Genomic DNA, 14295 nt, shown 5'->3' with positions numbered 1-14295 from the left:
AATCCCGCGGCCGGGATTTCTCTCGTTTTTGGGAACGCCGGTTACTAATTGAAATTGTCCTGTGTGCTGAATTACAACAAAATATCCCATCCCGGATTAATCGTGTTTTCATAGAGATAATTCAATTCGTTGTCCGGGATTCTTAATCCGTCTGGTGAGAAGTGGTAAGCGATGCGAGTTTGAATTTAACCAAATTGTGCCCGGCCACTTTATTCGCCGTACCATGGTTGTTATGCAGGTCTGACAGTGCAGCAGTATTTCGTGGGAGTGATTCATGAAACGCTTGTCCTTGTGCGCGACGACTCTGACTTTGACGCTTGCGGCGGCCGGCGCCCTGCCCCAGGCGGCGCTGGCCCAGACCACGGCCAACATGACGGTGACGCTGACCATTACCGCCAATTGCACCATCGCCGCGAATAACCTGAGCTTCGGCAGTCACGGCCTGCTCACCACCGCGGTCACGGGCAATACCACGGTCAACGTGACCTGCACCAATACCACGCCCTATACCGTCGGTCTGAGTGCAGGGACCGGTTCGGGATCCACCTTCGCCACCCGTTATATGAACGGGACCGCGACGGGCAATACCGCCAGCACGGTGCGATATCAGTTGTACCAGCCCGCGCCCAACCAGACGGTGGTCTGGGGCGATACCGGCTCCAGCGATCGCGTCGGCGGCGTCGGCAATGGCTCATCGCAGGCGCTCACCGTGAACGGCACGGTGCCCGTGCAGAGTACGCCGGCGCCCGATACCTATTCCTCGACCGTGACCGCGACGGTGTATTTCTAGTGGGCCGCCCATTCGCGGGCCGCCCATTCGTGGGGCGTATCTTCCGCATACTGGTCGGCGCGGTTTTCGCCTGGAGCGTCCTGGCCGTGCCGGCGCGGGCGGCGACGCTGCAGATATCGCCCGTGCTGGTGGACTTGCAGCCGCAGCAGAGCGCCACCGGCATCATGCTGCGCAATCCGGGCGTGACGCCCGTCTACGGCCAGGTGCGCGTCTACGCCTGGGACCAGGCGCAGGGTGAAGACGTGCTGACGCCGACGCAGGAGATCCTGGCCAGCCCGCCGATCATCCAGGTGCCGCCCAAAGGTGAACAACTGGTGCGTCTGGTGCGTGCCGGCAAGGAACTGGCGGCGCTGGAACAGAGTTACCGGCTGGTGATCGACGAGATTCCCGATCCGTCCACGCCAATGGTCAATGGCGTGGTGCTGCGCATGCGCTACTCCGTGCCGGTCTTCGTGGCCGGCGCCACGCCCGAGCCGGTGCCCGAGCTGGCCTGGCACCTGTCGCGCCAGGGCAAGGAATGGGTGCTGCGGCTCGACAACTCCGGCACCCGTTATGCGCAGGTGGCGTCGCTGCAACTGCTGTCCGGCGCCGACGCGCCGCTGGCGAAAGTGGACGGCCTGCTGGGATATGCGCTGGCCCGCCGCGAGCGGCTTTGGCGCTTTCCCGCCAAACAGGACGCGGCCGGCCAGATCAGGATCCGGGCCATGGTGAACGGCAGCACCGTCACCGTCACGCCGCGAGTCGACTGACTGATTGCGTCCCGCGCCGCCCTTTTGGCGGCCGTTGGGGTAAGAGAAGGCAGCCCATGGCAGTACGTGCGATCCGTGCTTGCGGGCGCTGCGCCTGCCGCCTCGCGCTCGCACTGTCCGGCGCGACGTCGGCGGCGGCGGATTTGCCCATCCAACTGGTGTCGTTCGGCAATATCGCCGAGCGCGATGTGTATTTGGAGGTAAGTATCAACGGCGTGAATACCGCGCAGCTATTGCGTTTCCGGGATGCGCAGGGCCGGCTGTCCGCCAGCCCGGGCGCGCTGGGGTCCGTCGGGGTGGACGTGAGCAAGCTGGGCGCGCCCCGCGATAGCGAGATCCCGCTCGATGACATTGCCGGCCTGCGCTACACCTACAACGCCGCCATGCAGACGGTGAATCTGGTGGTGCCCGACGCGTTGCGCCTCCCATTCCAGGTGGATACCCGCGGCTTGCCGCAGACGCCGCGCGCCACCTCGGGCCGCGGGCTGGTCCTGAACTACGAGGCCTATGCGCAGACCGATGCCTACAACAAGGTGTCGATGTACACCGAGCAGCGCTACTTCGATCCGCGCGGCACGTTCAACAACACCGGCACGGCCTACCTCGGCGGTCGGGCCGACCGCTACATCCGCTATGACACCTACTGGACCCATTCCGACCAGGACACGTTGCGCACGCTGCGGGTCGGCGACACCATCACCTCGTCGTTGAACTGGTCGCGCTCGGTGCGGGTGGCCGGAGTCCAGTGGGGGCGCAATTTCGCCTTGCGTCCGGATCTGGTGACATTCCCGGTGTCGTCCCTGAGCGCTTCATCGGTGGTGCCCTCCTCCGTGTCCCTGTACGTCAATGGCGTGCAGCAGTATTCGGGCAACGTCCCGGCCGGCCCTTTCGTGGTCAACCAGATTCCCGGCGTCACGGGATCGGGCCAGGCCACGCTGGTCACGCGCGACGCGCTGGGACGCAGCGTCAGCACCTCGGTGCCGCTCTACATCGATACGCGCATGCTGGCGGCCGGCCTGTCCAGCTATTCCGTCGAGGCCGGCTTCGCGCGGCGCCAGTTCAGCGTGCGCTCGTTCGACTACGACAAGCGGCCCGCCGTCACGGCGTCGGGGCGTTATGGCCTGGACGATGCGCTGACCCTGGAGGGCCACAGTGAAATGAGCGCCGGCGTCTACAACGTCGGCGCGGGCGCGCTCGTCAGGCTGGGACAGGCGGGCGTGGTCAATGGCGCGCTGTCCGGCAGCGCGGGCCACTACGACGGCGGCCAGGTCAGCCTGGGCTACCAATACGTCGAGCCGGCCTTCAGCGTCGAATTGCAAACGGTGCGCGCCCTGGGAAATTACGGCGACCTGGGCTCGCGCGAGGACGCGCCGGTGCCGCGGCAGACCGACCGCGTCACGTTCTCGCTGCCGCTGACCCAGTCGCAGAGCGTGTCGCTGAGCTACATCGGCTTTCGCATGCCGCAGGTGCCGGCCGCCAAGATCGGGTCGGCCTCGTACACCGCCAATCTGCACAGCCGCGTATCCATGAACCTCAGCGCGTACAACGATTTCGCGCAGACCAATTCACACGGCGTCTATCTCGGCTTTTCCATCCTGCTGGGCGACAACACGCAGTTCAACGCCTCGGTTGGCCGTCAGGGTGAGCAGGATACCTATAGCGTCGGCGCGCAGCGCAATGTGGATTACGACGGCGGCTGGGGCTGGGGCGTGGAGAATGGCCGCAGCGGCGGCAGGCAGTACAACCAGGGCAAGCTGCAGTTCCTGGGCCGCTATGGCCAGTTGACCGCGCTGGGGCAGGACTACGGCGGCAAGAGTCAGGCGGCGCTGCAGGCCGTCGGCGCGGTGGTGCTGATGGATGGTTCGCTGACGCCGTCGCGCCGGATCAACGACGGCTTCGCGCTGGTCAGCACCGACGGCACGCCGGACGTGGCGGTGCTGCACGAGAACCGCAAGCTGGGCCGCACCAACAGCGCGGGCCACCTGCTGGTGCCGGACCTGAATTCCTATCAGATCAACCGCCTGTCCATCGATCCGGACGAACTGCCGGTCGACATGAAACTGGAGTCGACCAAGGCGGTGGCGGTGCCGCAGGCGGGGTCCGGCGTGCTGGTCAAGTTCCAGTTGCAGCGCTATGCCGCGGCGTCGGTCATCCTGCACCTGCCGGACGGCTCGGTGTTGCCGGTGGGGGCGCGGGTCGCGCACGTCGAAAGCGGCAAGCAGTCGGTGGTGGGCTACGACGGCATCGCTTTTGTCGAAGACCTGCAGGTCGAGAATCATTTGCGCGTGAAAGGCAGTGGCGTGTCGTGCGTGGCGGAATTTCCATACCGTCACGATCCGGCGCGCCCGCTGCCCACGCTGGGGCCGTTCGTATGCCAGCCGCTGAAGGAGCCCGGCCAATGAAATCCGCCTTGTTCGTTCTGGGTGCCTTGCTCGGGCTGGGCGCGACCGTCGATGCGCAGGCCAGTTCATGCTCGTTGGGGGCGGGCACGACGTCGACGATCAACTTCGGCTCGGTCAATCCGCTGTTGGCCACCGATACCTTCGCGGATGCCAACAGCGTCGTCGTCAATTGCAATTTCACCGCGCTGGCGCTGGGCGCGCGGCTGTGCTTCTACATGGGCGTGGGCAACACCAGCCCCAGCACCGCGGCAAGGGCCCTGGGCGCGGGCGCCTTGCGCATGAATTACAACCTATACACGGACAGCGGCCACACTCAGGTGTGGAGCACTGCGGGCACGACGGCGCCGACCTCGGTGCTGCTGAGCGGGCCCGCGCTGGGGGGCAACGCGTCGGCGACGTTTTCCTATTATGCCAAGCTGCCCGGCGGCCAGAACATGGTCTCGACCGTCGGCAACGCCAATACGCTCTACAGCGAGAGCTACACCACCACCGGCTATGTGGATATCGCCATCGGGTTGCTGGCCTCCCTGCTGGTGAATTGCCCGCTTGCCGCGCCGACGCAGCGGCTGTCCATCCCGCTGACCGTGCAGGCCACGGTGCAGAAGAACTGCACGATCAACACCACCAACCTGGCGTTCCCGCCGCAGGGTCTGCTCAATCAGGCCGTCACCGGGAATGCGCAGGTCACGGTGCGATGCACCAACAGCAATGCGTTTGCGGTCGCGCTCAATGGCGGCTCGGTGGCCAACAATGTGTCGGCGCGCAAGATGAAGCATGAGACACAGGCCGATACGGTCGGCTATCAGCTTTACCAGGATGCGAACTACGCGACGGTCTGGGGCGACGGCGTGACCGGAGGCACCACGCTCAACCGCACAGGCACCGGCGCCAATCAGGTGTTCACCGTGTATGGGCGGGTGCCCGCGCAGACGACGCCGCGCCCCGGCAATTACAAGGACACCGTGCTGGTCACCATCACTTTCTGAGTGGCGCCGCGCCCGGCATCAGGCCGCGGGCGGCGCGACGCGCGGCTTGACCGGCCAGAACAGCGTGGCCGGCCGTTGCCAGATGCGTTGGCGCACTCCCAGCGCCAGCGCCTGCCGATCGCCGCGGCGCAGGTTGCGCGAGCGCAGCGCGACATTGAAGGCCAGCGCGAAACTCACCCCGACATTCAACAGCCCGGTCACGGCGGTGCCGGCCACCGCCATCCAGAACGCATGCGTGTGCACGACTTCCCATCCCAGCGCGCCGATGGCTGAACCGATCTGGCCGGCGCTGAGCGTGACGTGGCGGACTTCGACGTGGGGACCGAAGAAGCTGACGATGGTCGGTCCCAGGCCCAGCATCAGCCCGAGCGACACGTTGCCGGCGATGCCCGAGATGTTGCGCTGCCAGAAGCCAGCCCAGCGCGCCGCGCCGCGCGCGCCGAACAGATGGCGGATGCGGCGGTCGTAGGCCATGACGTCGTGCACGCGATGCAGGGCGAACCAGTTGTCGGCCCAGCCCGCGATCAGGCTGGACAGCCACAGCAGCACGGCGGTGGCGGCGGCGTAGATCGGCGTCGGTCCCCACAGGGAAAACGAGTCCAGCGTGGCCTGAGCCTTCTCGGCATCGATCAGGGGCCGTTGCAGCCAATGCTGCGCCACCCACTGCACGGCCCACGCCAGCGGGAACACCACGGCCAGGTTGCCCAGGATGGCCGCCGCGTTCGAGCGGATCATCGACAGGGTGTCGTCCAGGAAGGCCTCGCGACCTTCGGGGGTGTTGGCCTCGTCGAGCCGGTGCGCCAGCGCCGGGCCGGTCATGGCCGGCTGCTTGGTGGCCAGCGTGAAATGCGCGAAATGGATCGCCAGGAAGCCGCCGGCATAGTTGAGCGAGGCCAGCAGGCCCTCGATGAACTTGTCCAGGTGCAGCGAGACGATGAAGAACTTCAGGTAGACGGTCAGCACCATCACCAGGCCGCCGCCCGCCGATGCCTTCAGCATCGACAGGTATTCGGCGGCGTCGCGGGCGATGTAGTGCTCACCGGTCTCGGCGGTGCGGTCCATGACGCGCCGCGCCAGTTGCGCGAACGACGACGCCGCCAGGTGACGGATGCTGCTGCGCGCCTGGGTCGAACGGACCAGTTCGGCGATCAGGTGGGCATACTTGTTGCGCTGGGTGGGATCGACCCACACGCCCAGAAGCAGTTCGATGCGGGCCAGCCGCAGCTTCATGCGCTCGATCTGGAACACCACTTCGACCGATACGCCGTTCTGTTCCAGCTCGGCGTAGACGCCGCGGGTGGCGTCGCGGCAACTGTCCAGCAACGCCCGGAACACGTTCAGCCGCCTGCCGAAGACGTCGCGCGGCGTATCCGGGCCGCTGTCGCAGAGTTCCGCCGCGGCGCCGGCCAACGCGAAGAATGGACTCTCGCGCACCCGGCCCGGCAGGCGGCTGCGGATGTCCTGGCTCAGGCCGGTGGCGCGCACCTGGCTGGCCAGGACCTGGATGCTGCTGGTCAGGGCCTCGACCAGGTGCTGCGGCGGTGGCTCGGGCGCCATCGGGTCGGCGTGGGCAAGGCCGTCGCCCTGCCGCAGCAGCCGGCGCAGGCGGGCGCGGGTCTCCTCGTCCAGGGCTTCGATCCAGGCGGCGTCGTGGGCCTTGCGGAAGATCAGCGAGAACAGGCCGAACATGTCGCTGCGATTGGGCGGGGGCGGCAGCAGCCGCGCTTGCGCCCGTTCCCAGAACTCGCCCCAGAAACCGGGGTGCGAGGCCACGCCGGTATCGCACAGCAGCGAAGTGGGGTCGTTGTCGGTGATGAGCGAGCGCAGCGTGGCGGCCACCGGCGCGGCCAGCGCCGGATTATTCTCGAGCACCTGCAGCACGTAGCGCAGGCGGGCGTGTTGCGGATGGCGTCCGTCCTCGGCCGGGTCGCGCGCGGGGCGGTCGATCCAGCGGCACAGGTCGACCATCCAGAGGTTGCGCTGCGCCAGGGGCGCGTCCGGGTCGGCGCTCGCCAGCAGGGTGTCCAGTTGCGGGCCGCCATGGCGCGCTGCGCGCCATTTACGCCAGAGGGAGATCGCCATGGTCGGACCTCGCGGGTCAGAGGGATTCGGGTTCCCGGCGCAGCGAGAAGCCCTGCGCCTCGTTCATTGCCAGATAGCTGACGTTGCGCGACACCACTGGCGGCGTGTCGCCCTCATGCAGCGCCAGCAGGCCGTCCAGCACCATTTTGTCTGCCAGCGTCATGCGGTCGATCATGCGCAGGTATTGCATCCAGCTTTCCACCAGGAACACTTCCCGCCAGACGCCGTCGCGCTCCAGGTCGCGGAACAACTGCCATTGCTGCGCGCCATTGCGCAGCCGCAACAGGCGCAACGGCCGCGCCGCGTCGATCAGGGCCGACAGCTTTTCCCTGGGGATCAGGTATTGCACCGCCACCAGCACGGCGCCGTGCCGGGTGTCGAAGCCGGCGGCCGAGAGCGCCGGTTCGGTGGCGTCGGCGCGCGCCAGCGATTGCGTGTTGACCTGCTCCGGCAGCCGCGAGCGGTACAGCAGCGCGACGGTGATGGCCAGCATCACGCCCGCCGCCGACAGCGCGCCGGACACGCCCATGGTGCCGGCGAAGTGGCCCCACATGAACGAGCCCGCCGCGAGCCCGCCGAAGATCGCCGTCTGGTAGAGCGCCAGCGAGCGCGCCTTGACCCAGTCGGGCACCAGCATCTGCACGGTGGTGTTGTAGGTGGCCAGCACGCCGATCCAGCAGGCGCCGGACACCAGCAGCGCCGGAAACGCCAGCCACAGCGTGCTGGTCAGGCCCAGCATCAGCAGGCAGGCGGCCAGCAGTCCCGCGGCGACCGTCACCAGCCCGCTGGCGCCCCAGGCCGCCTGCAGGCGACGCACCACGGCGCTGCCGAGGATGGCGCCGACGCCGAGCGCGCCCAGCATGTAGCCGTACAGCAACGCGTTGCCGTTTTCGTGGGCGTACGCCAGCAGCGGCAGCAGCGCCCACAGCGCGCTGGCCGACAGGCCGAAGGCGAAGGCGCGCAGCATCACCACGCGCGTCACGGTGGAATGCTGGGTGTAGCGCAGGGCGGCGACCACGCCTTCGAGCAGCCGTTCGGGCGGCAGCCGCCGTGGCGGCACATCGCGGCGCCAGCGCCAGATGGCCCAGATCAGGCTGCCGTAGCAGACGCAGTTCAGCAGGAACACGACAGGCGCGCCGGCGGCGCCCAGCAGCAGGCCGCCGATGGCCGGCCCCACCGCGCGCGCCACGTTGTAGTTGACGCTGTTGAGCAGCACCGCGCTGCCGATGTGCTCGCGCGGCACCTGCTCGCCCACCGCCGCCTGCCAGGCGGGGGTGACGATGGCGCTGCCGATGGCGATGCAGAAGACCGACACGATCAGGGTGATGGGGTGCAGCAGGCCGATGAACGCCAGCACGGTGATGAAGATGCCGCCGGCCAGCTCGAGGAGCATGCCGACCAGCATGACCTTGCGGCGGTCGTAGTTGTCGGCCAGCACGCCGGTCAGGATCGACAGCGCCACCAGCGGGAAGGCGGCGGCCACCTGGATCATGGCGACCATCAGCGGGCTGCTCTGCTCTGTGGTGATGACCCAGGCCGCGGCGACCGATTGCGCCCAGGTGCCCAGGTTGGCGAACAGGTTGGCGATCCAGATGATGCGGAACGCCGGGAAGGCGAAGGGGGATAGCGTGCTGACCCGCAGGACGGGTTTGGGGGCGGCGGCGGCCGCGCCCGGCGAGGAAGGAGGCAGATCGTTGTTGGCCGAAACGGGCTGGAGCATGGAAGCCTCGGTGATCGCCCGGCGACGGCGGGCGGGGGCTGTCCAATGGTACGCCTATTGAGGGTCCGGGTTAAGGCAAGACGCCGCGCGCCCGTCGAGCGCGGCGCGGCGGACGCGATCAGGGTTTGGCGGGGGCCGGGCCGGGGTAGGCCTGGTTCAGGTACTCGACGATCAGGGGGACCTGTTCGGCCGGAATCGGCGCCCCGTAGGTGCCGACCATCTTTCTGACCTCGGCATCCCAGAAGCCCAGGGGCATGGGCGGCTGAGATGACAGGTAATCGACCGAATGGCACATCAGGCACAGGGTGGCGGCCTGGGCGCCGGGGCCGGCGCCGGGATGCAGCGTGGCGGTTTCCTGGGGCAACTGGATGTCCAGGGCGTACGCGGGCGCGACGGCGCCGGCGGCGGCCAGCGCCAGGGCAAGGCGGGCGAAGGGGATCATGGCGGGCTCCTGGCTCAGGCGGCGTCGATGCGCACGGTTTCGACCACGTTGCGCATGTAGCCGGCCGGATTCCACAGCGGTTCCAGCGGTTGGGTGTCGCCGGCCTGGTTGGTGGCGCGCGCCTTGAGCGCGTAGCGGCCGGCCCGGGCCGGCGTGAAGTCGGCATGCCATTCGCGGAAGGAGTAGCGTCCCAGATCCGGGCCCAGCGTGGCGGCGCGCCAGGTCTTGCCGTCGTCGGCCGAGAACTGCACCTCGCGGATGCCGCGGCCGCCGTCGAAGGCGATGCCGCGCACCTGCATCCGTGCGCCCTTGGCGACGCGGGCGCCATCGGCCAGGCTGGTGATGAAGCTGCGCACGTTGTAGCGGCCGATGGGGCGGGTCTTCTCCGGCGCCTTGCCCGCGGGCGTACAGGCGCAGTCGTTGTCGGGGATGCGATAGGCCTTCTGCATCCAGAAGCCGTCGAACTCCTGGTCAAGCACCTGGATGTCCGCCAGGTGCTTGACCCAGTACGTGCCGTAATAGCCGGGCACCACCAGCCGCACGGGATAGCCATTTAGCATCGGCAGATCGGCGCCGTTCATGGCGTAGGCCAGCATCACCTCGCCGTCCAGCGCATGGGCCGCGTCCAGCGCCTTGACGAAGGCGGGCGTGCCCTGCAGCACCGGGCGGTCGAGCCCCTGGAACGTGACCTGGCGCGCGCCGGCCTGGATGCCGGCCTTCTCCAGCACGCGCTTGAGCGGGATGCCGAGCCAGCGGGCGTTGCCCATGGCGCCATTGCCGAGCTGGCCGCCGCCCACGCGCGGCTCGAAGAAGCCGCGGCTGTTGCCGGAACACTGGGTTACGGCCACCAGCTCGACCGGCTGGCCGAATTGCTGCTTCAGGTCCGCCAGCGACAGTTCCAGCGGCGTGTTTACCCGCCCGCCGATGCGCAGCCGGTAGGCGGCGGCATCGATGGCGGTGGGGATGTTGCCCAGGTGATAGCGCACGAAGAAGGCGTCGTTGGGCGTGATCACGCTGTCGTTGAAGACCGCGAACGGCGTTTCCAACTGCGGCGGCCGCGATGTCTGGCGGATCAGGGGGCGTTTCTGGGGGTAGGCGATCAGGTCGCGTTCGCCATTGGCGAATGGCAGGGTGACGGTGGCGGGGGCCGCCAGGCTGGCGAGGGCGTGGCCGGCGAGTGTGCCGGTCGCGCCCAGGGTACAGGCTTGGCGCAGGAAGCGCCTGCGCCCATCCGTATCGAATGCGCTCATGCATGTCTCCTCGTGTTTTTCTAGTACCCTCGCCTGCGGCGTGGTCGAATCAGGCTACGCCCGCCGGCCTGACAAATGCGTTAACAGTTGCGTCGGCCGTTCCAATAACCGCGTTTTCCGCGCCCCGCGCGCCTGACCTCCCGATGCGACTGACCTTCGACCGATCGGCGTTCGCCGCCCTGCTTGCCGTGACCGTGGTGGAGGCGCTGATCGCCACCCTGGGCAAGCCCTACCCACTGTTGCGCGGGTTCGTGGGCGATGTGGTGGCGGTGGGGTGGGCCTATCTGGTGTATCGCAGCTTCATCCGTGCCGGCGTGCTGCCGCTGGCCATCGCCGCGCTGTTGACCGGCTACGCGGTGGAGTTCGGACAGTACCTGGCGCGGCTGTTCGGCTGGCGCCTGGAACAGCCGGTGCTGCGCATCCTGCTGGGCAGCGTGCCGGACTGGTGGGATGTGCTGGCCTACACGCTGGGGTTCTTCCTGGTGCTACTGCTGGCCGGGGCGCGGCGGCGGTGGCAGTCGGGTCGCCAATCGGTCGGCTCCCGGGTCGCCGGGACCTAGGCCGTCGGGCCTCGAGCAATCAATTTTCAGGCGACGGGGCGCGCGAGGCGCCCCGGATGGATCGCGCCCGTCGTGACGGGAACGCAGGCGGCCGGCGTCAGCCCGGCTGGATGGCCGGGGTGCGCTTGTCGGCCTGGGCCGACGGCGCGGCTTGCGGCCGCAGCCGGGCGTTGCGGAACGGCGCCAGGCATTCCGACCACGACGAGGGGAACAGGGGCGTGGCATGGCGCACGGCATCGCGGCCGGCGTAGTGCGCCAGCAACTGCTGGCCGATGGGGGCGTCTCCCAGGGGATGGCGGGTGGTCATGGTATTTCCGTATTGCATTGAAAGTGTATTCATTGTACCAGTCGGTCGCCCTCGCCGCCAACCGTGGCAACCGGCGCCAAGTCCTTGATACCAGAGGAGGCCGTCCCTTTTATGGGCGACCCGCAACGGGAATACCCTAGTCGATCAAAACGGTAGATGGTATACAATGTTCATCATCGGTCGAAGACTTCGGCCGCCCCTCCCTCACCAGACCTGGAGCGTGTCATGGCTGAACTGATGAACCGAGATGAATTCCGTACCGCGTTGGAAAACGCAATCAAGGGCAAGAGCGCCAATGCCTCGCCGTTCTCGATCGCCTGGGCCGAAGGCAAGCTCAGCCGCGAACACCTGTCGCGCTGGGCCGAGAACCACTACCACTACGTCGGCCCGTTCGCCGACTACCTGGGCTACCTGTACGCCCGCACGCCTGACACCTACACCGAGGCCAAGGATTTTCTGCTGGCCAACATGTATGAAGAGGAAATCGGCGGCGACCGCCATACCGACCTGCTGATCCGCTTCGCCGAGGCCTGCGGCACCACCCGCGAACGGGTCACCAATCCGGACAACATGTCGCCCACCACGCGAGCGCTGCAAAGCTGGTGCTACGCCGTGGCGATGCGCGAAGACCCGATCGTGGCCGTGGCCGGCCTGGTGGTGGGCCTGGAATCGCAGGTGCCGTCGATCTACCGCAAGCAGACGCCGACCCTGCGCGAGAAATATGGCTTCACCGACGAGGAAGTCGAGTTCTTCGATCTGCACATCGTGTCCGACGAGATCCATGGCGAGCGCGGCTACCAGATCGTGCTGGAGCACGCCAACACGGTGGAGCTGCAGCAGCGCTGCCTGAAGATCTGCGAGATCGGCGCGCAGATGCGGCTGCTTTACACCACCGCGCTCTATACCGACTACGTGCAGCAGGAAATCGCGCTGCCCGAGCTCGGCCTGGCCGCCTGAGTCCCCAGCCCGCCGCCGTCCGCCCGCGCGGGCGGCGGCGGGCGCTACCGGATACCTGATCCATGCCTACCGTCGTATTCCACAAAGACGGCCAGACCCATACCGGGGTGGTGCCGGACAACGCCAACCTGGTGGTGCGCGCCGGCATCCGGCAGTTTCCCTTTCCGCACCTGCGTTACGAATGCGGCATGGGCAAATGCGCCAAATGCGCCTGCCGCGTGCTGTCGGGGGGGGAACACCTGCCGCCGGTGAACTGGAAGGAAAAGAAGCAGTTGGGCGAGCGCATCGACGCGGGTTACCGGCTGGCCTGCCAGCTATGGCTCGACCACGATATCGAACTGGCGCAGGACGTCGAGACGGCGCCGCCGCGCGAGGTCGTTGCCGCCGCCGAGCAGCGCTAGCCGTCGTCCACGGCGGCAGCCGCCAGGCCCTCCCCGAACACAATCCGCAAAGGAACCCCGCATGACCCGCGACGCGAATGACGCCGTGTTCGTGATTCTGACGTCCAAGCCGGGCGTGTACCGCACCGAGGCGGACGCGCTGGCCGAGATCGTCGAGACCTACGACTACGCCTGCGATGGCCGCCTGCGCGCCGTCTTCAGCATCGCGCGGCTGCGCGGACCGAGCCGGCTGGTGGTCACCGAGGAAACGCCGCCCTATGTGGTGAACCGGGTGCCGTCCAAGTTCCTGGAGGCCTTCGCGTCGCTGGACGCCGCGCGCCAGGAGCTTATCCACCTGACCCGCTTCGGCAGCATCGATACCACCCTGACGCGGCATCCCGACCGCGTCGCCGCGGAGCAATGAGCAGCATGGTCAAGATCACGTTTATATCGAATGGCGGCAAGGTGGCCGAGGCCCCGGAGAACAGCAATCTGCTGCGCGTGTCGCTGAAGGAAAAAGGTGGCATTCCTTTCAAGTGCGGCGGCGGCCTGTGCGGCACCTGCAAGTGCCGCATCGAGCAGGGGATCGAGAACACCGACGCCATCAAGCCCAAGGAACGCAAGCACCTGCGGCCCGAGGACTTCGAGGCCGGCTATCGCATGGCTTGCCAGACCTTTGTGCTGGGCGATGTGGCCGTGTCGTGGGTGGTGCGCGACGGCAAGGGCGTGGTGACGGACGCGGCGGCGCAAGCGGCGCCCGCCGCGCCATGACGGTCGCGCGCTGGCCGCCACATCGCAACGGTCGGGCGGCGGCGAACGCGCCGGGGTGCCGCGCCCGCGCTCAGGCGGCCGATGAGTGCGCCTGGCGCGTCTCGGTGTAGGCCTTGGCGGCGTTGTGCACGTGCTGGCTGGCCAGCAGCGCTGCCAGGTCGCCGTTGCCGGCGATGACGGCGTTCAGGATCTGCGAGTGCTCGTCCCAGTTCTGCTTGGCGCGGTGCATGTTGCTGGGGGCGAACAAGAGCGCGGTGCGGTCGCGCAGCGAACGCATCAGGTCGGTCAGCACCACGTTGCCGCCGATGGTGGCCAGCATTTCGTGGAACTGCGAATTCAGCGCCAGGAACTTGTCCAACTGCTCGCTGCGCGCGGCCTCGGTGCCTTCGCGCAGGAACGCCTGCAGGCGTTCGACGGTCTTGTCGTCGCGGCGTTGCGCGGCCAACTTGGCGTTCAGGCCTTCCAGCGTGGCGCGCACTTCCACCATGTCGTAGGCCACCGCGTCCGACAGCACCGACACCGACGCGCCGCGGCGCGGCTCGATGGTGACCAGCCCTTCGGCGGCCAGCGCCCGCAGCGCTTCGCGCACCGGGATGCGCGACACGCCCATTTCCTCCGACAGGCGTCCTTCGACCAGGCGGTCGCCCGGCGTGAATTCGCCGCTGAGGATGCGCTCGCGCAGCTTGTCGCGGATGACCGCGAACAACTGCGGGTGCTGCTCGCCGATCTTCAGCGGAGCAGATTGCTGCATGTCTACGGCTTGCGAGCTGACGGGCGAAGTGGTCATGGCGAGCGGGTCTGGCGGAATGGATACAGTCTTCATTGTATTACCGGGCGGCGCGTCGACGGTGTTGGCGAGTGGCGTCAGCCGAGCCACAGGGCCTTGGCGATCACCCCGA

Annotated in this window: 15 protein-coding genes; 9 read left to right on the top strand and 6 right to left on the bottom strand. The window is 67.7% G+C overall.

All coding sequences use genetic code 11. The features are described from left to right. The first annotated feature begins 274 nt into the window (after positions 1-274). Genes SB816_RS00075 through SB816_RS00060 form a run of 4 tightly spaced genes read left to right on the top strand, consistent with a single transcriptional unit; the run spans position 275 to position 4927 of the window. The gene (locus SB816_RS00075) at positions 275-790 is read left to right on the top strand and encodes a spore coat U domain-containing protein (protein WP_064527227.1); all 516 of its coding nucleotides are present in this window, start codon (positions 275-277) and stop codon (positions 788-790) included. A gap of 29 nt (positions 791-819) precedes the next feature. Further along, entirely contained in the window at positions 820-1539 is a 720-nt protein-coding gene (locus SB816_RS00070; RefSeq protein WP_196767563.1) for a molecular chaperone, read from the top strand. 56 nt (positions 1540-1595) lie between these two features. After that, positions 1596-3941 carry a fimbria/pilus outer membrane usher protein gene (locus SB816_RS00065; protein ID WP_410546376.1) on the top strand — a complete coding sequence of 782 codons (2346 nt, stop codon included), beginning with the start codon at positions 1596-1598 and terminating at the stop codon, positions 3939-3941. Then, positions 3938-4927, top strand: coding sequence for a spore coat protein U domain-containing protein (locus tag SB816_RS00060; protein WP_410546375.1), 990 nt, complete (start codon positions 3938-3940; stop codon positions 4925-4927). The genes SB816_RS00065 and SB816_RS00060 overlap by 4 nt, the downstream gene beginning before the upstream one ends. An 18-nt stretch (positions 4928-4945) precedes the next feature. Here the strand turns inward: SB816_RS00060 and SB816_RS00055 are convergent, their stop codons facing one another. From SB816_RS00055 to SB816_RS00040, 4 genes are all read right to left on the bottom strand, one after another. Further along, a complete protein-coding gene (locus SB816_RS00055) occupies positions 4946-7009 on the bottom strand; it encodes a site-specific recombinase (protein ID WP_410546374.1) in 2064 nt (687 codons plus the stop codon). A gap of 16 nt (positions 7010-7025) precedes the next feature. Continuing rightward, complete coding sequence (locus tag SB816_RS00050) at positions 7026-8729, bottom strand: MFS transporter (RefSeq protein ID WP_054503663.1); 1704 nt, start codon at positions 8727-8729, stop codon at positions 7026-7028. A 118-nt stretch (positions 8730-8847) separates the two neighbouring features. Continuing rightward, positions 8848-9171, bottom strand: coding sequence for a hypothetical protein (locus SB816_RS00045; RefSeq protein ID WP_054503662.1), 324 nt, complete (start codon positions 9169-9171; stop codon positions 8848-8850). A gap of 14 nt (positions 9172-9185) precedes the next feature. Beyond that, the gene (locus SB816_RS00040) at positions 9186-10421 is read right to left on the bottom strand and encodes a molybdopterin-dependent oxidoreductase (RefSeq protein ID WP_269874836.1); all 1236 of its coding nucleotides are present in this window, start codon (positions 10419-10421) and stop codon (positions 9186-9188) included. Between the two features lie 143 nt (positions 10422-10564). Here SB816_RS00040 and SB816_RS00035 point away from each other — a divergent pair, with 143 nt between their 5' ends. Then, entirely contained in the window at positions 10565-10981 is a 417-nt protein-coding gene (locus tag SB816_RS00035) for a DUF2809 domain-containing protein (RefSeq protein WP_054503660.1), read from the top strand. Between the two features lie 97 nt (positions 10982-11078). Here the strand turns inward: SB816_RS00035 and SB816_RS00030 are convergent, their stop codons facing one another. After that, on the bottom strand, positions 11079-11288 hold the full coding sequence (locus SB816_RS00030; protein ID WP_054503659.1) for a hypothetical protein: 210 nt from the start codon (positions 11286-11288) through the stop codon (positions 11079-11081). 225 nt (positions 11289-11513) lie between these two features. Here SB816_RS00030 and SB816_RS00025 point away from each other — a divergent pair, with 225 nt between their 5' ends. From SB816_RS00025 to SB816_RS00010, 4 genes are all read left to right on the top strand, one after another. Continuing rightward, positions 11514-12245: a TenA family transcriptional regulator gene (locus tag SB816_RS00025; RefSeq protein ID WP_006387284.1), complete on the top strand. Its 732-nt coding sequence runs from the start codon at positions 11514-11516 to the stop codon at positions 12243-12245. Positions 12246-12307: 62 nt separating this feature from the next. Then, the gene (locus SB816_RS00020; RefSeq protein ID WP_054503658.1) at positions 12308-12646 is read left to right on the top strand and encodes a 2Fe-2S iron-sulfur cluster-binding protein; all 339 of its coding nucleotides are present in this window, start codon (positions 12308-12310) and stop codon (positions 12644-12646) included. 61 nt (positions 12647-12707) lie between these two features. Next, a complete protein-coding gene (locus tag SB816_RS00015; protein WP_081273588.1) occupies positions 12708-13049 on the top strand; it encodes a ferredoxin in 342 nt (113 codons plus the stop codon). After that, a complete protein-coding gene (locus SB816_RS00010; protein ID WP_054503657.1) occupies positions 13046-13396 on the top strand; it encodes a 2Fe-2S iron-sulfur cluster-binding protein in 351 nt (116 codons plus the stop codon). The genes SB816_RS00015 and SB816_RS00010 overlap by 4 nt, the downstream gene beginning before the upstream one ends. Before the next feature lie 70 nt (positions 13397-13466). Here the strand turns inward: SB816_RS00010 and SB816_RS00005 are convergent, their stop codons facing one another. Continuing rightward, the gene (locus SB816_RS00005) at positions 13467-14183 is read right to left on the bottom strand and encodes a GntR family transcriptional regulator (RefSeq protein ID WP_054503656.1); all 717 of its coding nucleotides are present in this window, start codon (positions 14181-14183) and stop codon (positions 13467-13469) included. Positions 14184-14295 lie beyond the last annotated feature (112 nt).

The sequence above is a fragment of the Achromobacter sp. SIMBA_011 genome, from assembly GCF_046535435.1.
GTDB lineage: Bacteria > Pseudomonadota > Gammaproteobacteria > Burkholderiales > Burkholderiaceae_B > Achromobacter > Achromobacter dolens.
Note: the sequence above shows the minus strand (reverse complement) of the source record. Positions and strands in the feature narration are given on the sequence as shown.